The 22,464-nt window shown below is 47.6% G+C and carries 17 protein-coding genes; 8 read left to right on the plus strand and 9 right to left on the minus strand.

From position 1 onward, the window contains the following. The first annotated feature begins 174 nt into the window (after nt 1–174). Nucleotides 175–1,050, plus strand: coding sequence for a universal stress protein (locus Q1A04_RS08870; RefSeq protein ID WP_299704183.1), 876 nt, complete (start codon nt 175–177; stop codon nt 1,048–1,050). Nucleotides 1,051–1,066: 16 nt separating this feature from the next. Here Q1A04_RS08870 and Q1A04_RS08875 read toward each other — a convergent pair whose 3' ends face one another. Further along, complete coding sequence (locus tag Q1A04_RS08875) at nt 1,067–1,969, minus strand: hypothetical protein (protein WP_299704186.1); 903 nt, start codon at nt 1,967–1,969, stop codon at nt 1,067–1,069. 137 nt (nt 1,970–2,106) lie between these two features. Here Q1A04_RS08875 and Q1A04_RS08880 point away from each other — a divergent pair, with 137 nt between their 5' ends. The 3 genes from Q1A04_RS08880 to Q1A04_RS08890 all read left to right on the plus strand — a co-directional run bounded on the left by Q1A04_RS08880 (nt 2,107) and on the right by Q1A04_RS08890 (nt 3,763). Continuing rightward, nucleotides 2,107–2,754: a hypothetical protein gene (locus Q1A04_RS08880; protein ID WP_299704189.1), complete on the plus strand. Its 648-nt coding sequence runs from the start codon at nt 2,107–2,109 to the stop codon at nt 2,752–2,754. A 140-nt stretch (nt 2,755–2,894) separates the two neighbouring features. After that, complete coding sequence (dtd, locus tag Q1A04_RS08885) at nt 2,895–3,347, plus strand: D-aminoacyl-tRNA deacylase (RefSeq protein ID WP_299704192.1); 453 nt, start codon at nt 2,895–2,897, stop codon at nt 3,345–3,347. A gap of 89 nt (nt 3,348–3,436) precedes the next feature. Beyond that, nucleotides 3,437–3,763, plus strand: a complete 327-nt coding sequence (locus Q1A04_RS08890; protein ID WP_299704195.1) for a nucleotide pyrophosphohydrolase — start codon at nt 3,437–3,439, stop codon at nt 3,761–3,763. 187 nt (nt 3,764–3,950) lie between these two features. Here the strand turns inward: Q1A04_RS08890 and Q1A04_RS08895 are convergent, their stop codons facing one another. Then, on the minus strand, nt 3,951–4,679 hold the full coding sequence (locus Q1A04_RS08895) for a 2-phosphosulfolactate phosphatase (protein WP_299704197.1): 729 nt from the start codon (nt 4,677–4,679) through the stop codon (nt 3,951–3,953). A 102-nt stretch (nt 4,680–4,781) separates the two neighbouring features. Beyond that, nucleotides 4,782–5,870, minus strand: coding sequence for a glycine cleavage system aminomethyltransferase GcvT (gene gcvT, locus Q1A04_RS08900; protein WP_299704199.1), 1,089 nt, complete (start codon nt 5,868–5,870; stop codon nt 4,782–4,784). A gap of 426 nt (nt 5,871–6,296) precedes the next feature. On the opposite strand from gcvT, the gene Q1A04_RS08905 reads away from it, so the two are divergent. Both Q1A04_RS08905 and Q1A04_RS08910 read left to right on the plus strand, forming a co-directional pair. Next, the gene (locus Q1A04_RS08905) at nt 6,297–7,769 is read left to right on the plus strand and encodes an ATP-binding protein (RefSeq protein ID WP_299704202.1); all 1,473 of its coding nucleotides are present in this window, start codon (nt 6,297–6,299) and stop codon (nt 7,767–7,769) included. A 46-nt stretch (nt 7,770–7,815) separates the two neighbouring features. Further along, nucleotides 7,816–8,250, plus strand: a complete 435-nt coding sequence (locus tag Q1A04_RS08910; RefSeq protein ID WP_299704205.1) for a response regulator — start codon at nt 7,816–7,818, stop codon at nt 8,248–8,250. A gap of 25 nt (nt 8,251–8,275) precedes the next feature. Here the strand turns inward: Q1A04_RS08910 and Q1A04_RS08915 are convergent, their stop codons facing one another. The 4 genes from Q1A04_RS08915 to Q1A04_RS08930 all read right to left on the minus strand — a co-directional run bounded on the left by Q1A04_RS08915 (nt 8,276) and on the right by Q1A04_RS08930 (nt 14,701). Continuing rightward, on the minus strand, nt 8,276–8,875 hold the full coding sequence (locus Q1A04_RS08915) for a ribonuclease HII (protein WP_299704208.1): 600 nt from the start codon (nt 8,873–8,875) through the stop codon (nt 8,276–8,278). Between the two features lie 25 nt (nt 8,876–8,900). Continuing rightward, complete coding sequence (locus tag Q1A04_RS08920; protein WP_299704211.1) at nt 8,901–9,953, minus strand: porin family protein; 1,053 nt, start codon at nt 9,951–9,953, stop codon at nt 8,901–8,903. A gap of 134 nt (nt 9,954–10,087) precedes the next feature. Beyond that, the gene (locus Q1A04_RS08925) at nt 10,088–11,518 is read right to left on the minus strand and encodes a SusD/RagB family nutrient-binding outer membrane lipoprotein (RefSeq protein ID WP_299704214.1); all 1,431 of its coding nucleotides are present in this window, start codon (nt 11,516–11,518) and stop codon (nt 10,088–10,090) included. Nucleotides 11,519–11,536: 18 nt separating this feature from the next. After that, nucleotides 11,537–14,701, minus strand: a complete 3,165-nt coding sequence (locus Q1A04_RS08930) for a SusC/RagA family TonB-linked outer membrane protein (protein WP_299704217.1) — start codon at nt 14,699–14,701, stop codon at nt 11,537–11,539. Nucleotides 14,702–15,508: 807 nt separating this feature from the next. On the opposite strand from Q1A04_RS08930, the gene Q1A04_RS08935 reads away from it, so the two are divergent. Next, nucleotides 15,509–18,694 (plus strand): SusC/RagA family TonB-linked outer membrane protein, encoded by a 3,186-nt coding sequence (locus Q1A04_RS08935; protein ID WP_299704220.1) that lies wholly within the window; start codon nt 15,509–15,511, stop codon nt 18,692–18,694. A gap of 54 nt (nt 18,695–18,748) precedes the next feature. Beyond that, nucleotides 18,749–20,146, plus strand: coding sequence for a SusD/RagB family nutrient-binding outer membrane lipoprotein (locus Q1A04_RS08940; RefSeq protein ID WP_299704223.1), 1,398 nt, complete (start codon nt 18,749–18,751; stop codon nt 20,144–20,146). A 70-nt stretch (nt 20,147–20,216) separates the two neighbouring features. Here Q1A04_RS08940 and prfB read toward each other — a convergent pair. Both prfB and Q1A04_RS08950 read right to left on the minus strand, forming a co-directional pair. After that, nucleotides 20,217–21,294 (minus strand): peptide chain release factor 2 gene (prfB, locus tag Q1A04_RS08945; RefSeq protein ID WP_299704226.1). Its coding sequence is split into 2 segments (ribosomal slippage): nt 20,217–21,233 and nt 21,235–21,294, totalling 1,077 coding nucleotides; the frame shifts between segments, so codons are not numbered across the junction. 90 nt (nt 21,295–21,384) lie between these two features. Then, entirely contained in the window at nt 21,385–22,458 is a 1,074-nt protein-coding gene (locus Q1A04_RS08950; protein WP_299704229.1) for a branched-chain amino acid aminotransferase, read from the minus strand. Nucleotides 22,459–22,464 lie beyond the last annotated feature (6 nt).

Here is a 22,464-nt window from a genome sequence, read left to right on the forward strand (position 1 = left end):
GGTGAAGGTTATGAGGCTACAAATTAACCGAAAAAATTAGAAATTCACCGGCGTACTTGGCTGTTGTCCCATTTCATATCGCAAATATCCTGATTTGTTTTCCACATGCCAGCGACCTGATAGACCAAGCGACCGCGGGGCACGTATATATTTTCCAACCTATAACTGCATGCCATGTTTCGGATACTCATTCCTGTAGACTTTTCAGAGGGATCGACTAAAGCCTGTCACTACGCCCTGCAACTGGCCGCCGGCGTACCCGGCGCCAAACTCCTGTTGCTGCACTGTTTTCAAGACTACTTGGCCGATGCCGACGTGATGCCAGCCAGTGCCGCCGGCCTTAGCCCCTCGGAACAAATAGCAGAGCGTGTGCTGCACCGCAATGAGTACGAAGCACAGGAGCAGCTCGAAGCGCTCTACCAAGATCTGCAGCGGCAAGTCCGCAGTCTAGGCAACAACCTGCACATCGACCGGGCTTTCATACACGGTCTGCCTGAAGAGGAGATTTTGGAACAGATAGAGCGCTTTCACCCGGCCTTGGTCGTGATGAGCACCAAAGGCGAATCCAGCATAGGCCGCGCCGTATTCGGCACCGTTTCGACCAAAGTAATCGAGGACACCAATGTGCCGGTGCTTACTGTACCGAACCAGTACGATGGCGCCAAGCCCAGTAAAGTGCTTTATGCCACCGACTTCGGAAAGACTGACGTGGCCGACATAGATCGTATCCGGCAGCTGTTGCAGCATCTGCAGCCTATGTTCTACTGTGTGCACATCTCCGACGACCCGGAAGAGGACCGCGAAAAGCTGCTTACGCTCCAGCAAAACCTGCAACAAGGCGCCGCAGAACACAACATTCGCTATGCCCTGCTTGAAGGCAGTGACGTGGCCGAGTCCCTGCAGGATTTTGCCCGCAGCGAAGGAATAGACCTACTGGCCCTGACCACCCGCGAACGCAACACGTTAGACTCCCTTTTCAGCCCGAGTTTGGCTAAAAAGATGGTGTTGCATGCACCACTTCCGGTACTGGTGTTTCACAGCAGGGCTTAGAAAATCCCGCTATACCTTAGTCACAGTAGACACTGCTCTCTTCTGCCAGCTGTAGAAAAGCTTGGTAGTAGCACTCCAGTGCGCCATCGCTCGTGCTTAAAAACAGAAAGGGTTCTATCAGCTCGAGCTCCATCAGCACCAGTTCGCCATTCAGCTCTACCCCGTCAACGCGGGCGTATAGGCAGTCAGCAGCGAACTGCTCTACAATGCGGGTGGCGGCATCTAGCAAAGCGGCAGGCGGCTCTGGGGTATGCACGCTGCCTCCAAAGAAGTGCTGCACCCTAAAATCGCCTGACTTGGCGGTCTTGAGCACCGTATGGCTGTACTGGCCGTTAAAGAAGATAAAGGACCACTCGCCCTGTGTTTTGATCTGCTCCAAAAAAGGCTGAGCTAAGAAAGGCTCCTCCTGCAGCAAGGCGTTCAAACGGTCGGTATAATTATCCGCTTCCGCCCGCTCAATGGCCAGCGTGTTTTTGGCCGCGCCGCTTACACGAGGTTTTATGATGATTTTGTCCTGCCCGATGGCTTTAACAACAGCCGCTGCATCGAATGTGCTGCCCTGCTCCAGCCACACAGTGGGCACAATCTTAACACCTTGCGCCTGCAGGTCTTTGAAGTATATCTTATCAGCGTTCCAACGTAGGGTTTGCACAGGATTTAACACACGGCAGCCCAGTGCCTCCAGTTTGTCGAGCCACGTATAGAAAGCGGAAATTTTATCAAAGTAATCCCAAGGCGATTTGATGATGATGGCATCGAAGGCGGTCCAGTCTACCTGCTCATCGTCCCATACCTGAAAAGAAATTTGGTGTCCTTTTTCAGCCAAAAAACGGTATAGACGCTCATCTTCGCTATCGGCGTTGTTAGTATAATCGCCCAGGCTCTGGCAAGTGACTAAAGCTATTTGTTGTAATGACATAAATGTGGATATTTGCCGCAAAATTATGCTTTCTAACCCTCAGAATCTAAGAATAATTTCCTTTTAAGGAAAACTTTCAGAACGTCTGTTCTCGTATGCAAAGTATAAATTGCTTTCCCTCTTTTTAATCGAATACCATGTTATACTTTTTCAGTTTCAGCCTACGACACAGGTATAGCCTCGCTGTACGCCTGCTGGTCCTGCTGTTACTGATCAGTACGACGGCCGGTGCCTGCTCAGAATCTGCGCTGGAGGAACAGCGTGACGAACCACAGGAGCGAGAAAAGCAGCGTATCGAACCTGACACCATGCTGGCACGCCGACAGCCTGCCGGGCCTCCCAGCACCATTGACTTTCTAGGCAACCCGATCCTGTCGGATTACCGCCAAAGCAAAAAACTGGACGCCTACTTTTCGCGCATCAGCACCGACTTTACGCTGGATGCCGACCCGATTGAGAACCTGCACCGCCCCACCATAACAGACACGATCTATACCATCCGGTTTGGAGAGTCGCTGATTGAACTCTATGCCCCTTCCCAAACCGGAGAGCTACTGCTACAAGTCGCTGATATCCGCAATGCAGGTATAGCGCTTCGGAACAACATGAAGGTGGGCATGGGGCAGCCTGAGCTCATGAACAAACTCAAGAACTTCGATGTGCGCATCCTGCAAACCAATTCCGAGATAGTAGCAACTTCCACAGAAGGCGCCCCTGCTTCACTGCGCTTTTTCCTGAAAAACGGAAAAGTAAACCGGATTCTGTATGATGGGTATGTGGATTAGTGCTGCGCCAAATTAGAAATTAGAAATTCAAAATTAGAAATGGTGCGAAGTCTAACCCATTTCATTTGCCAGACAGTTATTTCTAAGAATCAAATCTTAACCATAAGCCTTACCTTTGCACCTCAACCAAAGGTATACCCATGCGCATCGTCATACAACGCGTCACTCAAGCCTCCGTCACCATTGACAGCCAAGTAAAAGGCGAAATAGGCCTTGGCCTGCTCCTACTAGCTGGTTTCACAAACGATGACACCGAAGAAGACCTGAAGTGGATAGCTAACAAAGTCGTGCAGCTTCGCATTTTCAGCGACGCCGAGGACAAAATGAACCTGAGCGTGCAGGATGTACAAGGCGACCTGCTAGTGATAAGCCAGTTTACGCTTTATGCGCTTACCAAGAAAGGCAACCGTCCATCCTACATTAACGCCGCGCCGCCGGCAACCGCTATACCTTTGTATGAGCGCTTTGTCGGCTTGCTAGAAGAGGCAATGGGCAAAAAAGTGCAAACCGGTGAGTTTGGTGCCGACATGAAAGTGGCCTTGCTCAACGATGGCCCCGTTACCATCACGATCGACTCCAAGAACAGAGAGTAAGCCGCTCAGCACTTGCCTGCTCTATCCTGATCGGATGCCTAATGTGAATCTTGTGATTAAATTTTAGAAAACCCAAAGTACCTATACCTATGACCATAGCCGAAGCGCAAACCATAGTAGATAACTGGATCAAAGAAAACGGGGTTCGCTATTTTAACGAACTGACCAACATGGCCATCCTTACCGAGGAAGTGGGCGAAGTGGCCCGTATTATGGCCCGGCAGTACGGCGAACAGTCGTTTAAGAAAAGCGACGAAGGCAAGCAGCTCTCCGACGAACTGGCCGACGTGCTCTTCGTGCTCATCTGCATCGCCAACCAAACAGGTATAGACTTAACCGAAGCCCTCCGTAAAAATCTAGAAAAGAAAACATCCCGCGATAGCGACAGGCATAAGCAGAATGAGAAACTGAAATAAGTTTAGGAGTTTGGGAGTTTAAGAAGGAAGAATTAAGAGTGATGTTTAAAACAGAACAGGGCCAGTCTTGAAAGACTGGCCCTGTTCTGTTAAGTGGTTATCGTAGATATTTGTTATTAGAAGCAAAAAACTAACCCCTCTGGTTCACAAAATTCTTTAACTTTTCTACTCCTAAATTCCCTAACTCTTAAACTCCTAATCTCTCTAACTCTTTCAAGTTTACTAACCTGTCCTTTTTCCAAACAGGCAATACATTGTAGGTGTCGTGTTGGAGGCAGAACTCAATGTCTTTGTGGATCTCTAGGTTTTCGAGGCGGCGGACATGGGAGGACTGGCGCAGAAACTTGACCATATCATCTTTAGCGGCGTGGTACAGGTATAGCGAAGCCAGTGTGGCGTCGTTCTCAAACTCAAACTCACCTTGCAGACGCTCGGCTAGTGCCCCGGCGTACAGCGTGTCTTCGAGGTTGAATTTGCCTTTCCAACCGGCACACACCACCAGCACATCCAGTTGCAGTTCGCGCAGATGCTGCGCCACAGCTTCCAGATTCAGGAATGCCCCTACGATGATCTCCTGCGCGGCTTCGGACATGCGGATGGCACGGGTGCCATTGGTGGTCGTAATGGCCACAGTACGGTCCTTTACCTGCCCGTTCATGTAAGCAAAAGGGGAGTTGCCCAAATCAAAGCCCTCGGCTTTGATGCCATTGCGCTCAGCGGCAGTCAGGCAGCCCTGCTCGGCATAGCCACGGCACTCCTCCAACTGCATCACAGGTATAATATCGGTGGCGCCATGTGCAAAGGCTGTCACCATCGTAGAGGTAGCGCGCAGAATATCCACGGCCACCACTGCCTTCCCCTCCAGTTCATACAAGTGCAACAGCTCCGGGCTGTAGCACACATCTATACTCGGCATTAGTTAATTGTTGATGGTTAAATTGTTGATGGTCAAATTGTTGATTGTTAAAATTGTCTGATAAAGTGTACAACAATTAACAACTAGCAATCAACAATCAAATTATTTTTTAACAAACGGCAGCTTTACGATCTGGCCCTTCATGTCTTTGTTGCGCACACGAACGAACACTTCCGTGCCCGGCTTGCTGTAGTCAGTCTGCACGTAGCCCATCCCGATGCCTTTGCCCAAGGATGGCGACATGGTGCCAGAGGTAACCTCACCTATCTGCTCGCCTTCAGCGTTTACGATCTCGTAGTGCGCTCTAGGTATAGCCTTCTCCAGCATCTCAAAACCAACCAGTTTTTTGCTAACGCCTGCGGCTTTCTGCTCTTTCAGGTTCTCAGAGTTAGTGAACTCTTTGTCGAATTTGGTGATCCAACCAAGACCAGCCTCCAGTGGCGAAGTGCTGTCGTTGATGTCGTTGCCGTAAAGGCAGAAGCCCATCTCAAGGCGCAGCGTATCGCGGGCACCCAAACCGATCGGCTTGATACCCTGCTCTTTGCCAGCTTCCATTATCGCGTGGAACACCTTCTCGGCATCCTCGTTTTTCACGTAGATCTCAAATCCGCCGGAACCAGTATAGCCTGTGGCAGAGAGTATAACATTAGGCACACCGGCAAACTCACCCTTCTCAAAGGTATAGTATACCATGCTGCCCAAGTCTACTGAAGTAAGCGACTGAAGCGCTTCTACCGTTTTCGGACCCTGCACAGCAAACAGCGACATCTCATCCGATATGTTCTGCAGTTCTGCACCTTTCGTGTTGTACTTATTCACCCACGCCCAGTCTTTTTCAATGTTAGAGGCGTTTACCACCAGCATGTATTCGTTTTCAGCCATACAGTAAACCAGCAGGTCGTCCACTATTCCGCCATCCTCGTTCGGGAAGCAGGAATACTGGATTTTGCCCGGCGTTAGTTTAGAAGCGTCGTTTGAAGTGATGCGCTGGATCAGGTCAAGGGCCTCAGGGCCTTTCACCATAAATTCGCCCATGTGCGACACGTCGAATATACCCACGGCATTGCGTACCGTGTTATGCTCCTCCAGATCAGACGAGTAGCGTACAGGCATGTTATACCCTGCAAAAGGCACCATTTTCGCACCCAGCGACTCGTGCACATCATTCAAAGCTATTTTCTTCAGTTCCATATCAGATTTGATTGCTAATAAAGTAGATGCCCAAAATTAAGTAAAATAAAACCGCTTCCGAAATTTTCTGCAACAACTAGCCTTACATGGCTTTATATCTTTCTCCTGATATAATACCCCGCTTAACTGTTTCCTGATTCTAATAAAGATGCAAATTCAGACCAATGCAATACATAACTTTAAGTATATAGTCACGTACACCAAGCATTCACTTTTTTAGCCAAAAGGATAATGCCATCTTATACCCAAATCCTGTCCGCACCATGGAGAAGTGCGCCCTTTTACCAATGTGTAGTCCCATCATGCACTACCCATCTCCCCTAAGCCGGTTTTTTACGTACGCCCGTTTTTGCTAACTTAGCACGATACACTTGTGTCTGACATCGCACAAAGAAGCTAAATCTGAGCCCTTACAGATAATCTTACATGAAATTATCAACCAAGCTTTTTATCGGGTTCGTCCTGATATCATTGCTTTTCACGGCTGTAGTAATAGTCAACTTCCGTCTCTCTGAAGTCGTGGTTGAGAACTCGAAATGGGTACAGCGCTCTCAAATCGTAATTCGAAACTCAGCTGCGCTACAGCGTAACATCATCGACATGGAATCCGGTTTGAGAGGTTACCTACTCAATGGCAACGAGGTTTTTCTGGCGCCTTATCACGAGGCTAAGCAGATACTCCCAAGACTTTTCGGCGACGTTAGAGACTATACCACATCCTCCGAAAGCCAGCAACAGAAGCTTGATAAAATCATAGCCGTCCAAAATCGCTGGACAGCAGAGTATGCGGAGCCTCTTATTCAAATGAAGCGGAGTGACACGCTGGAGGTTGTTTCCCGTGCTTTTGACATGAAACTTGATACATTGGTGCTGGGTGAAAAAGTACTGATGGATACCATCCGAACCGCTTTTCGTGAGTTCAATGCGTACGAATATAAGCTACGTGAAGACAGAAGTGCTCGCCTCGCCAATAGTTTGGATACTACCAAACAGCTTTCTACCGTTCTTACCATACTGTCCGTACTGCTGGGTCTGGGTTGGGCATGGTATATAGCGCGTCTTATATCGAAACGAATAGTGAAAATGGTAACGCTGGCCGACAAAATTTCGAAAGGCGATTATCAGACCCAAATAGTGGACACTTCGAATGATGAGATGAGTCAGCTCTCACACTCCCTAAACAGGATGTCGGCAACCATTAACGATACATTCTCGGAGCTCGATCGGAAGAACAAGGAACTGGATCAATTCGCCTATGTGGTTTCACATGACCTGAAAGCGCCGCTGCGTGGTATTGAGGTAGCCTCTAGGTGGGTGGAAGAAGACATGGGTCAGAATCTGCCTGATAATATAAGAGAGTACCTAGTGATGATGCGTGTGCGGGTGCACCGTATGGAGAACCTGATTAATGGTATACTAGCGCTTGCCCGTGTGGATAGGAACAGCTATGTGGAGGAGCAGGTGAATGTGAAGGATCTGCTGGAAGAGGTAACAGACATGGTGGCGCCGCCCAACGGTTTCAAAATCAACATTGGGCCCGATATGCCACACTTGTTTACTGAGCGTATACAGTTGCACCAAGTCTTTCTGAACTTGATCAGCAATGCCATTAAGTACCATCATCAGGAAGAGGGCCGTATTGATATTAACTGTCAGGAATCGGATTCATTCTATACCTTCTCTGTGACGGACGACGGACCGGGTATCGATCCGGAGTACCATGAGCGTATTTTTGTGATCTTCCAGACGCTGCAGGAGCGTGACGCAGTAGAGAGCACAGGTGTTGGGTTGGCGATCGTGAAAAAGATCGTAGAACGGCACGGTGGTAACATTTGGGTAGCCTCCACCCCTGACCAAGGGGCGACCTTTAGCTTTACTTGGCCTAAAAATCAGGTATAAGTGAAAAAATTATATTAATTTTGACTATTGAATTTAGAGGAGCTATATGACAAATAAAGAAGTTAATATCCTGTTAGTAGAAGACGACTATCTCGATATTATGAATGTGGAACGCGAACTTAAGAAAATAAACATTACCCATCCTATCCATGTGGCACGCAATGGCCGAGAGGCGCTTGACATGCTCCGAGGTAGCGGTGTGCCGAAAATATCGCCTGCTCCTAGCGTTATCTTGTTAGACATTAACATGCCCCGCATGAATGGTCTTGAGTTTCTGACCGAACTTCGCCACGAACCTGAATTCAGCCACATACCGGTGTTTATCATGACCACATCTAATGAGGAAACAGATCGCTTGGCTGCCCAGCGCCTGAATGTGGCGGGTTATATTGTAAAGCCTATGAGCTTCGAAAACTTCGAGACAAGTGCATCCTCACTTGACAGTTTTACCCTCTTCTTAGATCTAATCAAACTAAAATAGGCAGCTCAGGCTGCCATTTCTTCACCTAAAACAAAGGCAACTGTTCTGGGAGCAATCTAAAAGACTGCCGGTGATGCCGCGTAGTGCCCAGTTTCGCAATGCAGTTGCGGTGTTCCGGAGTCGGATATCCGGCATTACGTTCCCAACCGTAACCGGCATACTCTTGGGCTAACGCGCTCATTAATTCGTCGCGGTGGGTCTTGGCCAACACCGAAGCAGCCGCTATCGACAGATATTTTCCATCGCCCTTTACAATACAGGTATGCGGTGCTTTCTCGTATGCCTTAAATCTGTTTCCATCCACAATCAGGTACTCCGGTTGCGTATGCAACGCTGCAATAGCCCGGTGCATAGCCAAGTAGGTTGCCTGTAGTATGTTAATTTGGTCTATCTCCTCCGGACTGGCCTCCCCTATCGCCCAAGCTACTGCATCGCGCACAATATCAGTCCGCAACAGCACACGCTGCTTGTGGTTGAGCTGTTTGGAGTCGTTGAGCAGGGCATGGCGGTAATCCATGGGCAGCACAACCGCAGCAGCGACCACAGGCCCCGCTAAGCAGCCTCTGCCAGCCTCGTCGATACCGGCCTCTAAGGTATAGCCGCTGTAGTTTGGGAGGAGATTCATAGCCTAAAAATAGTAAAATCAGGGATCACTGGCTAAGAATAGTTATTTTCCAGATGCCGGGTTCTGTAATCTCGTACTCTAGGAAAGACTCTATAGTTCCCACGCCCAAAGAAGCTCGCACACTGTATCTGATACTGCCTTGAAACGGAACTTCGATATCCCTAAAACCAGTAAACATCGCTGTTTGAACCTCTGCTCCACTAGACCCGGCCAAAATAATATTTTGAGGTGAGCTAGCTCCGATGGAATTAAAAACAAACTGCACATCAGTCCGAGGGGATTCACCTACTTTCACAATTGAATACCTTGTTATATTCTGCTTGGTGATTACTTTATAGCCTCGCGTATTTTTCTCTGGCTCCGACGGACGCATATTCTCATTGTAGTACTCGTCCATCATGCTCCCACGTTTTTTATTCTGTAAGTTTGCAAAAGAAGCATAGCCAATTGTATAGGACACGGTTGCTTGCAACTGTATGTTCTTTTCCCAGTTCTTTCTACGGATCACTTCCCTAAAGCCCTGATTATACCTGAGTCCTAACCCTAAGCCATTGTTCATTCGATAACCTATTCCGGTAATTAATCCAACATCCACAGGTTGCACCAAGTGCTCCATAGACTTAGAAGAGTATGAATGTGACTGCTCGCCATTCTGCTCTATCAAAAAATCATTCTTTATACTGCCACTTAAGTAAAATCCAAACTGAGGCCCAACCTCCAAAAACAATCTACCCAATTGAAGTTGTGCTAAGATGGGCACATCCAAATAATGTATATCGGCACTCTGATTGAGCTGTAATGTATCACCTGAAAGAGATTTGTTACTAGAGTATTTGCGCTCGTAGTTATACCCCCTTGTTGTAAAATTCACTTCAGGTATTATAAAAAGATTTTCTCCAATCTCCTTATAGGCATAAAGTCCCAAGTGATACCCCTCATTCCATGAGTATTTATAGGTAGAAGAACCAATCCCGTTGATCTTGCTATAATTGTAGCCTCCCCTAACCCCAAACAGAGTCTGAGAATGTGCCCAAGAGATGGGGTATAGAATGAGCGTAAGTAAAATTAGTAGCCTCATATTTGGATTTAAGCACAAGTGTATTTACACTTTTGGGTTAATTTTAGTTTTTCAGCTTTTAACAATAGCCCTCTATAATAGTAAAAGGTCAGATGAAAATTTCATCTGACCTTTTATACTTAAATCAAATTAGACTAGTCTTCAGATTGGTCATCCCACCATACACCGTTGGAGTAAATCTGCACTGTCGGTACATTCTCTCCGTTCGCAGCGATTTCACTTGTTGTGTAAGCAAATCGACGTGGAGGGGCTGATATCTGATGCTCGTTGATGAATCCTGGGAATCCAGTTCTTCTCCAGTCATTGTAGGCCTCAAATGGCTGATACAACCAGAAAGCGATCCACTTCTGCAGAACGATATCCTCTACAGAAAGTGCTCCCGCTGACTGCGGCAGATCTTCATCTGTAAGATAAGTTGTGATAGCAGCGTCTGAAGCAGCAATCTGACGCTTCATAGCAGCTGAAACACCATCTTTGTAGGCAGTATAAGCAACATCAGCATTGCCTAAACGAAGGTTAGCCTCTGCCTGTATGAACTTCAACTCATCAAATGTCATCAGTGGCATAGTTGCAGTAGCATTCAGAATAGCCGCAGAAGGACGAGAATATTTCTCACCTGCTTGGTCATTCTCCTGATTACCGTTCGGGAAGCCAGTAATTACACCTGTGCTTGGAACAGGCTTCACATAGGCCTGCAGTCTAGGGTCGCTCAAAGACGTCAGCGTGCTTACAAAGGCATCACTTACTGAGTGGTGCGCTCTGTCGTTAGACTCTTGGAACCAAGGGTGCTCACCAATAGCAGTTGCCGTGTATTTCGCGAAAGTGAAGTTATCCGCTGAGCTTGCAAAGCCATTAGCAGCAGCAGCCAAAGCTGAAGTTGCAGATCCCTGAGGATCAACTTTGCTTAGTCTGTTGTAATAACGAGCTTTCAATGACCAAGCAGCTTTTGTCCACTTTTCGGCACTGCCACCATAGATAAGATCAGTTGTACCAGGGTTTGCGCCACCTCTTGCTAGGTCTGCAATAGCTTCGTCAAGTAGGTTTTGAATACCAGTATAGATCTGCTGCTGTGGATCAAACTTAGGCTTACGCAATTCGCTGCCCAGTCCTATCTCTGAAAATGGCACACGACCCCAAGTATCAGTTGCTACAGACATGGTATAGGCTTTGAGTACCTTCGCTATACCAACGTGCACAAAGTTACCCTCTTCTGTACCTTTTTCTATTATAACATTCAAATCTGGAAGAACACCTGCATAAATGTTATTCCAAACGTTGTTCACAATAGATGATGCTTCCTGATTGGAGCGTCTGTCAGCTTCTTGTAGCTGACCATGAGCACCTGCTGTGTGTCTCACATAGATAGAAGCATACCATCCCAAATCAGTACCAGTAACCGCAGTAGGCACGTTCACCGTCACTTGTGGCATTAGCAGGTTAAGGGATACATCCTCTGGAGAGTTCGGATTGGTGTCAATCTCATCCAGTACGTCATCACTGCAAGAGCTGAAGCCTATGGCCAAACCAGCTGCGAGCAGAAAGCTTAAGATTCTATTATTTTTCATTTGCTAAATCCTTTGTAATTAAAAACCAATTTTCAAACCTACACCGAAGCTTCTAGCTTGTGGCAAAGACACATACTCTAAGCCTTGGAAGTTACCAGATCCACCCACACTTGTCTCAGGGTCAAAGTTAGGATAGTCAGAGATAAGGAACAGGTTACGGCCAGTCAGTACGAGTGAGGCATTGCGAACAGGAGTTTTGGACAACAGTGAGCTTGGAAGAGAATAGCTCAGAGCAACCTCTCTCAAACGTACAAATGTAGTTGAGTACACGTTTGATTCTGTAATCGCGTCCATTCTGTTGCTCCAGAATGTCTCACCTCTTACAATTTCAATATCGTTGTCACCTTCTACTACAAGATTGCCATCAGCGTCAACATATCCTTTAGTACCTGGGTATACATAAGCAGACTCACGGTCTTCCGTCACAGCGTCCATGCCGTACAGTTTCAGAAGTCTGGTGTTACCTGCGTACATGTTACCGCCTTTTCTCCAGTCTACCTGAGCAGTCAGGTTTACACCTTTAAAAGTAAAGCCATTGGTGAAGGACATTTCGAAGTCAGGCTGTACGTTGCCAATGTTCGTTTCAGCGCCTACAAGTGGCATACCATAATAAGGGTTGTTGTTACCGTTAGCAAGTGTACGTCTGCTATCTACAACTACGTTACCATTAGCATCGCGCTGGAAAGAGGAACCAAAGATAATTGGATAAGCGGCACCAGCTTCAGCACGAATGTTTGGTGTTACGAAACCACCCAAGAAGATATTATCTACACCTTCTGCAAGTTCTAACACCTCATTCTTGTAAGAAGAGAAGTTCGTAGTCAACGTCCATTCGAAACCTTCGGTTCTAACAGGAACAACAGTAGCGATCAACTCATGGCCTCTTGTCTCCAGTTTACCAGCGTTTCTGAACTCAGAAGTAAAGCCTGCAGATGGAGCCAACGGAACTGCGAAGATCTGATCAGTGGTTGTCTGTACGTAGTAGGTATAGTCCAACGTAATACGGTTGCTCAAGAATCTTAAGTCACCACCGAATTCTACTGTTTTTGTGTTCTGTGGTCTAAGAGTTGGCGAGTTCAGCGTATTGCTCAGTGTGCGGCCATTCAAGCCGTTGAAAGGGAACGCAATACCATCTGTCAAGTAACCAGAACCTGCTCCACCTTGTACATATACGTTTTTAGTGATGTAGGCACTCTCAGGAGCCTGACCAACTTCTGCAAATGAAGCTCTCAGCTTACCGAAGTCCAGAATGTTGCTGTCAATTCCGAAAGCTTCAGTAAATACGAAACCAGCACCAATCGATGGGTAGAAGAAAGCGCGGTTGCCGCGAGCCAAGTTAGATACATAATCTTGACGGGCAGATGCGTTTAGGAATAAATAGTCTTTGTAACCCAATTCAAGATTAGAGTAGAAACCAACTGTTCTTCTGCTTGAAAGTGTTTCGTTGGTTGTCTGTACAGTTGTGTTGGCAATATTACGCAAACCACCGATACCGATGCCTTGACCAACATTGTTTACAAAGCGGGAGTTGATATCATACATTTCGCTACCAAGCAACAAGTTAACATTCAGGTCCTCGGTAATATCGCGGTTAATGTTAGCAGAGATGTTGGAGTTGATTTGGTTCTGCACGAAAGTGTAGTCGTTAATACGGCCTCCAGAAGGAGTCGCAGATCTACCACCTGTGAAACCAGATCCCAATTCATAAACTTCTTTACCATCTGTTATGAAGAAGTCATTACCTAATCTATAGCTTAATGACATCCACTCTAATGGCTTGTAAGTAAGATTCGCGCTTCCTATAAAACGGCGTGTATCCTCGTAGAACTGGTTGTTAGCCAGCGCCCAGCGCGGGTTGTCCATTGCACCACGGTAGTTGTACTGCTTGTAAGGATCATTCGGGTCAGCAAAAGGCAGTCCCCACAGGTCGAAGTTACGCGGAGCGGCGTACAGCGTGAAGAGTGGGTTAGAAAGGTTAGATCCGCCCGGCACTTTATCGATGTGTGTGTCAGAGAAGTTTGCGCTAACGCCCAAATTCACTTTTGGATTCAGTTTGAAATCACCACCTACTTTAGCGTTAAAACGCTCCATACCTGTAGTTGGGATAATACCTTCCTGATCTGTATAACCAACAGAAACAGCATAGTTTCCTAGTTCGCCGCTGTTAGCTACAGTAATGCCATTTGTCGCCGTATGACCAGTCTGGAAAAACGGCTCTACGTTGTCAAATACACGATTGCCAGACACCATGGCGCCAGTGGCATCCTGTACTTCACCTAATGAGCTGATTCTAGGACCCCAAGATAGAGAAGAGGCACGATTGTAAGCACCACCTGAACCTTGAGAGTAAGTGCTTTGCAGATCAGGAAGCACAGACACTTTATCTACTGAATAGTCTGAGCTAAATGATACTGTAGCACCTTTTTTCGCGTCGAGGCCTCTGCCTTTCTTAGTTGTGATTACAACAACACCGTTTGATGCGCGAACACCGTACAGGGCTGCAGCGGCACCACCTTTGAGCACAGAGATTGACTCGATGTCGTTCGGGTTGATGTCAAGTGCACGTGATGAAGCATCTGTACCACTTACACCTTGCGCGAAAGCAGCGTTACTCTCGATTGGCATACCATCCACTACATAAAGCGGCTGGTTGTTACCAGTAAATGAACGGTTACCGCGGATCGTAATGGTAGAAGAAGAACCCGGCATACCGCTTGACTGACGCACGATAACACCGGCCACTTTACCTTGGATGGCGTTCGTTACGTTAGGCTGGTTTACTCTGGTGATTTCCTCAGCTCCGATCTGCTGTATAGAGTAGCTAAGCGCTTTCTCTTCTTTCTCTATACCGAATGCAGTTACAACAACTTCGCCAAGCTGTCGAGTATCGACGCCCATCGAAACATTGATAACAGAGTTGGTGCCTACTGCACGCTCTACACTAGTATAACCCAAAAAGCGGAATACAAGTGTTGAACTGCCTTCTGGCACATTAATACTGTAATTGCCGTCAGCACCCGTTGCGGTACCGGCGCTGGTTCCTTTAACAAGCACTGCAACACCAGGAAGGCCTTGCCCTGTTTCCTGATCTGTCACAGTACCCGTAACCGTTCTGCTCTGTGCCACTGCTTGATTTAGCAGGGCAAATACCAGCGCAAAACTCAATAGTAGTAGTTTTTTCATTGGTCTGTTAATTGAGGTGGATAATAATAGTAAGATTGATTAAGGTTAAACAATAATAAAAAGACTGACTTATAGAATACTTTACTTATAGCGAACAAGAATTCTGAACATTACTGATTAGGCTGAGTTGCTTGATGTATTTTGTAGCTTTAGGCAAACAAAAATCAAAGATTAAAGCAACCCTATACCATATACCTTGATGGTGTTGTCGTGAAGTTTTCCGCAACTGGTACCATGAAAAAATCAACTGAAACCATATTCATTTTTAAGGTGATTTAAAGCTAGGACCCCTGTTTTGAAGCCGTAAACTAAGAATAATTTTTCTAAATATAGCAAATAGAAATATATAAAATTTATTTTCCTAATAGTCTCTTTAGCAGTCATTCTATATTAAATTCATATCAACTTCTTCCTCATTTCGCGTCCGCTAAAATGACTCTTTGCGCAGCCTCCTGCTTAACCCATTCCTACTATTACAGCTGTTCAAAGGGCATATTTACTAACTAAGAATATAAATATATAAATAATTAAACCCTATTATAATAATATTATTTTTTAGTTAAAATGCTATTAATCAAGTGCTAAATAAAATTTATCACGTATAATGTTATGAATCATAAATTGAACTTTAGCATTAAAAAATATATACATTAGTATATTTAATGTTTAAACACCTGTGCTTACTTGGCAGGTTGGCCAATTAATAAACAACTCTCCTTATACTGCCTCTCCCGTAAGTGCCCGACCTAGTGGCACTTTTGCCATATTGATTTTATACATTTTATGACACCAAAACTTTTTGGGAACATGAACAAACTACTACTAGTGAGTTTTATTCTGGTATTTGCCCTTTTTCACCAAGGCATGGCCCAGACTAGGACGGTTACGGGTACCGTGACAGATCAGGAAACAGGGCAAGGACTGCCCGGCGTCGCAGTGCTGGTACAAGGCACCAGCATCGGCACCACCACTGGAACCAACGGCGAATACACTATCAATGTGCCAGAGGCTTCTAACACACTCACCTACCGCTTTATTGGCTATGCCACCGTTACACGCAATATCGACAACCAGACCACTATCAATGTGACAATGAATGTGGATACACGGCAATTGGGCGAGGTTGTGGTAACGGCTTTCGGTATTGAAAGAGAGGAAAGGGCGCTCAGCTACTCGGTGCAGCAGGTAAGCGGTGAAGAAGTTAACCGGGCCAACCAGCCCAACGTAACGAACGCACTACAAGGCAAAGTGGCCGGTGTTATCGTGCGTCAGTCAAGCGGTATGCCGGGTTCCTCTTCTACCATCACGATCCGCGGTAACCGTTCCTTTACAGGAAACAACCAGCCGCTTTATGTGGTGGACGGTATGCCAATCGAGAGCGGCAGTTTACAGGCACCCGCCACAGGCCTGCCTGGCACAGGGGCAGTAAGTGGCGCTGATGCTTCTTCTAGGGCGCTTGACATCAACCCGAACGACATCGAGTCGATCTCCGTGCTCAAGGGCGGCGCAGCAGCGGCACTTTACGGGGTGCGGGCCGCCAACGGTGTGGTGGTGATCACTACCAAGCAAGGCAGGGGCCTAGGAGAGAAAAAGGGAGCGACAGTAACCTTCAACTCTGACTACCAAGTAGACCAGGTATCTGTTCTGCCAGACTTACAGAGCACTTACTCACAGGGTTCAGGCGGCGCCTACGATCGGGCTACATCCCTGTCATGGGGTCCGCGTTTAAGCACTCTGGGCGACGTAACAAATGCACTTGGTGAGACAGTTCCGGGCAATAGGACATTTGACAACGTAGACCCATTCTTCCAAACCGGCCATACGATCACAAATAACGTTTCTGTGGCTAACAGCGGAGAATTAGGCAACTATGCTATTTCTATGGGCTACACTGACCAGAAGGGCGTTGTTCCTACAACAGGCATGGACCGCTTCAATGCCAAAATAGGGGGCGAGTTCAGGCTACACCCAAAAGTGACGCTGGCAGCTTCTGCCAATTACTCTGATCTGCACGTTGATAAAGTGCCGGGCGGATCCAACCTCTCGAACCCTTTATTCACACTATACTCCGCCCCCAGAAATTTTGACCTGTGGGGACTGCCGTTCGCTGACCCGAACGATCCCTTCAGACAGATTAACTATCGGGGAGCGATTGACAACCCAAGATGGTCTCTCGCCAACAACGAGTTCTTTGAAGACACGAAACGTTTGATAGGCTCTGCCAACCTTAGTTATAAACCGCTGGACTGGATCACCTTAAACTATAGGTTAGGCAATGACTTTTTCATAACAGATGGTAAAGAGGTTTATGAATTGGGCTCTGGCTTTACAGGTGGTAGATCTGCGACTCCTTCTGGCGGTCAGATCATTGACTTTTCACTGAATCAGAATCAGGTCAACTCCAACCTTTCCGTTTATCTGAACAGGAATATCACAGAAGACATTACAGCAAACCTACTCATCGGTAATGAGATCTATGACATCAAAAGCCGTAACCTCACAAACGTAGGTAGCGGCATTACCAGGGGGGGCTTCAGAAACATAGCCGGTACCACGGTACAGACCACGTCAGAAACAATCAGCAGAAGAAGGGTGGCAGGCTTTTATGCAAATGCTGAATTTGGATACAAAGAATATTTGTTTCTGAACGCATCAGCCCGTCAGGACTATGTCTCTAACCTTGCCCGTGGCAACAGAGACTTTTTCTATCCTTCTATTGGCCTAGGCTTCTCCTTTACAGATGCTTTCGGCATAGACAATAACATCATTAGCTTCGGAAAGCTAAGGGCTTCATACGCAGAGGTTGGTCAGGCTCCTGACCAAGCGTTTATCACCAGAAACATATTCATTCTGGGTGGTGCAGGCTCCGGTTTCCTGAACGATGGTATTGCGTTCCCATTCAATGGCGTGAGTGGCTATAGCCTTAGCAACGTACTCCGTACCGAAGAACTGCGACCTCAAAACACGAAGACGGTAGAGTTCGGCGGTGATCTGCGCTTCTTGGACAACCGAGTCAACATAGACTATACTTATTATGTGCAGACTACCGAAGATCAGATATTCAGTGTACCACTTTCTTCAGCGACAGGCTTCCAATCCGAATTCAGGAATGCAGGTAAACTGGAGACAAAAGGTCATGAGTTGGTGGTAACCTTAGCTCCTATCAGAACTACAGACTTCCAGTGGACACTGGCAACCAACTTCTCATCTTATCGAAACCGGGTACTCGAGCTTGCTGAAGGCGTGGAGAACATTTTTCTTGGTGGCTTCGTGACGCCTAACGTAAGAGCTGAAGCCGGCGCCGCCTACCCAATCATCTTTGGTTCTTCCTTTGTGCGGGACGATGGCGGCAACGTAGTAGTGGATAGCCGGGAAACGGTTGGGGGTAACCCGAACCCTTATTATGGCATGCCGCTGATTGGCCCTGCCGCTAATATCGGCAACGTACAACCTGACTTTGAGGTATCGTTTACCAACGGCCTGACCTTTAAAGGCATTAATCTGACTGCCCAAATTGACTGGAGAAAAGGCGGCAACATGTATGGCGGTAACACCAGATTGTTGAGGCTTTACGGCATGACTGCTGATACGGAAGACAGGGAATCGGCTTATGTATACCCTGGTGTAAAGGGTTTCCGAGATGAAGATGGAAACGTAGTGGTAGAAGGCCCGAACGATATCTCTATAATAAGAGGCCAAACCTTCTGGAGCGACAGAATGGATGCCATTACTGAGCATAATGTTTTCTCAACCACCTTTGTACGTTTGAGAGAAGTGGCACTCAGCTTTAACGTTCCGGCGCCACTCCTTGAGAGAACATTTATCAGCAACGCTTCGGTAGTACTCACAGGCCGAAACCTGTTCCTAATCACCGACTACCCTAATTTCGACCCTGAGACCAGCGTGGGTGGTGCAGGTAACTTCCAAGGTATAGAGTACGTGTCTTTGCCGCAAACGCGAAGCTTTGGTGCTGGATTAAGAGTTACATTTTAATTGAAAAGGACAAATATTATGAAGACCAATAAATATTTAGGATTTCTTCTCGCAATGGCCTTTCTCTTAGGTGCCGGCTCTTGCAGCGAAGATAAATTAGACGAGATAGACACCAACCCCAATAGTCCCGAAGATGTGTCTATTAATCTCCTGCTGTCGCAGGTGACGATAAACGTGCCATTTGCAGTAGCCAACACGGACCTAGCTTGGTATTCATCCGTATTCGTGCAGCATACTACTGGCGTACACGGACAGATGCAGTCGGCGGACCGCCGTGCCGGCAACGAAGACGCCACTTTGGTAAACAACGTTTGGAATAATATCTATGCCGGGCCTCTGCCTGACCTGAACCTGATCATAGAGAAAGGTTCTGACGGGGGCTCTGAATCCGGACGTTACCATGATGTTGGCATCGCGAAAGTGCTCAAGGCCTACACAATTGCCATCGCCACTGATGCTTGGGGCCGCGTACCCTATACTGAAGCAGGACAAGGCAACACGAACCGCACGCCTGCTTACGACACGCAGCAGCAGATTTATACCGAGATCCAAACCTTGCTGGATGAGGCGATAGCCGAATTTGCAAAACAGGCTCCAAACCCTGGGGTAAGTGACCTTATCTTTCGTGGTGACATGGAACGCTGGAGAAAAACAGCGTATTCACTCAAAGCGAGATACCACAACAGGTTAAGCAGGATAGACCCTCAGGGTTCTGCAACACAAGCGCTTGCTGCTGCTGAGCAGGGTTTCCAAGGAAATGTAGACAATTTTACCTTTACCAGGTTTACCGCAACAGCCATTGGAGAAAACCCTTGGTTTCAGGAGCGGAATGATCGTAGCCATCATGCTGTGAGTGAAACGTTTGTGAACTTACTTACATCGAAAAACGATCCGCGACTTCAGGCCATGGTAGCTCCGGCCCCAAATACGGGGGCGATCACTCCCGCTCCGAACGGCACGCAGACCAACGACCAGGCAAACCAAAACTTCTCTGACGTGAACATAAGTGTACTGAACGCAACAGCGCCCTTACCCTTGATGACCTATGATGAACTTAAGTTTATAGAGGCTGAATCACACCTTCGGTTAGGGAATACAGGTGAGGCATTTACGGCCTATCAGGAGGGTATACGTGCTGCCATGCAGCGCCAGATTAATGCGCCAGAGCCTGCCATTGCTTCCTACCTGTCCAATGCTTCGCTTCCACAGAGTGGGGGTGCTTTAACACAGGAGGATATTATTGAACAAAAATGGATCGCATTCTTTTACTTTCAGTCGATTGAGGCTTATAACGATTGGAGAAGAACAGGTTTTCCTGTATTGACACACCCTATTCAGCAGGCTCCTTTGCGTTTCCCTTACCCGCTCAGTGAGTTGGACGCAAATGCTGCCAATGTACCAAATGTACAAATCTATACTGACCCGGTATGGTGGGCTGGTGGACCTGAATAATAAACTCATAGCAATAAAAAAAGGCTTCCTTAATGGGAAGCCTTTTTTATTGCTTTAATTGACGGATACTTTAGGACTGCATCAGGAATGCCTTAATATACTGGTCTAAGTCTCCGTCCAGCACGTTCTGTACGTCGGAGCGCTCCACCCCTGTGCGGATGTCCTTCACAAGTTTGTAAGGGTGCAGCACGTAGTTGCGGATCTGGGAACCGAAGTCGATACGCTTCTTGGTGCTCTCCACCCGGTCACGCTCTTCGTTGCGCTTGTCGATCTCTATTTGGTAGAGGCGTGAGCGGAGCATGCGCAGGGCGTGCTCTTTGTTCATGAGCTGCGAGCGCTCGATTTGGCACTCGATCACGATGCCTGTCGGCTTGTGCTTCAGACGAACGGCCGTCTCTACCTTGTTCACGTTCTGACCACCGGCACCTCCCGATCGGAAGGTATCCCATTCAATATCGCTAGGATTCACTTCAATATTGATCGTATCATCTACAACCGGATAGGAAAATACCGAAGCGAAAGAGGTATGGCGGCGACCGCCGGAGTCGAATGGGGAGATCCGCACCAAGCGGTGCACGCCAATCTCGGACTTGAGGTAGCCATAGGCAAAGTCGCCTGTTATCTCCAAAGTAGCTGACTTTATACCTGCACCATCTCCCGGGGTATAACTCACCTGCTTTACACTGAAGTCATGCGACTCGGCCCACATGATATACATGCGCATCAGCATTTCGGCCCAGTCCTGACTCTCGGTTCCGCCCGCTCCCGGATTGATCTCCAGAATGGCGCTCAGTTGATCCTCTTCGCCGCTGAGCATACGCTTGAACTCCAGCCCTTCGATGGCTTCTTCGGTTTTCTTGGCTTCCTCTTTTATGTCTTCTTCGGACACATCGCCTTCCTTGTAAAAGTCGAAGAGCACTTCCAGATCGGATAGGGATTTTTCCACCTCCTCATAGTGGTCAGTCCATACCTTTAGCGACTTTACCTCCTTAAGCACTTTCTCGGCTTCTTTGGGTTCATCCCAAAAGTCAGGCGCCAGTGTTTGCCGCTCTGTTTCTTCTATTTGTTGTTTCTTGGTATCGTAGTCAAAGATACCTCCTCAAGGCCTCTACACGGGCCTTTAAATCCTTCACTTGGTCTGAAGTCATATTTATGGTTTGTTCTGTTATTAAACGCTAAAATGCTGGACCATAAACAGTATGCGCTTACGGTCCAGCATTTATTTATCTGCTGTATGCTTATAGGCTGATCTTATGGATCCAGTTATGCGGGTCTGAGGACTGTCCGGTTTTGATGCGATCCATCTCCTCGGCTATACCGTTAGACACTTTACGCCCTTCAATTGCCGGCAGGTCCAGATCCTCACCGTTGTAGTGTATAGTGGCAATCTGGGCAATGGTGGCGGCTGTGCCAGTACCAAAAGCCTCTTGCAGCTTACCGGCTTTATGCGCTTCCACAATCTCACTAACGGCCACTTTTCTTTCCTCTACCGGAATACCTTTGTCGCGGGCGATCTGCAGCACGCTGTCGCGGGTAATGCCCGCCAGAATGGTGGTGCTAACAGCTGGCGTCACTAGTTTGCCATCAATCACAAACATCAGGTTCATGGTGCCGGATTCTTCAATATACTTATGCTCAAGCGCATCGGTCCAGATGAGCTGGTGATAACCGCGCTCCTGCATTTTGCGGGCAGGGTATAGCGCCGCGCCATAGTTACCGGCCGCTTTGGCATAACCTGCTCCACCCTCGGCTGAGCGCACATAGTTCGGCTCAATAGCCACACGCAGCGGCTGCCCGTAATAAGCGCCTACCGGGCAGCTGAATACCACGAAGCGGTAGCTTGATGATGGACGCACCCCAATAAAGTCGTCGGTAGCGAAAATGAACGGGCGGATGTACAAGGCGCAGCCCGGTGTAGGGGGCACCCAAGCAGCATCAAGACGCAGCAACTGCTCCAGTCCCTGCATGAAAATCTCTTCTGGCAGCTCCGGAATGCACATGCGGTCTCCGGAAATGTTAAGGCGTTTGAAGTTGTCGAGCGGTCTGAAGAGCAGAATGTCACCATCCGCGTTTTTGTAGGCTTTCATGCCTTCAAAAATCGCCTGACCGTAGTGCAGGGCTGAAGTGGCCGGGCTAAGCGACATATTGCCGTAAGGCACGATCTCGGGCGTTTGCCATGCGCCGTCTTTGTAATCGGCTACCAGCATGTGGTCTGCAAAGATCTTCCCGAATTCTATATTGTTAAAGTCCAGCTCAGAAATGCGGCTTTGCGGCACGCACTGAGTAGGTATAGTTAGGGTATCAACTGACATAAATAA

It is taken from the genome of uncultured Pontibacter sp. (genome assembly GCF_947499215.1).
GTDB lineage: Bacteria > Bacteroidota > Bacteroidia > Cytophagales > Hymenobacteraceae > Pontibacter.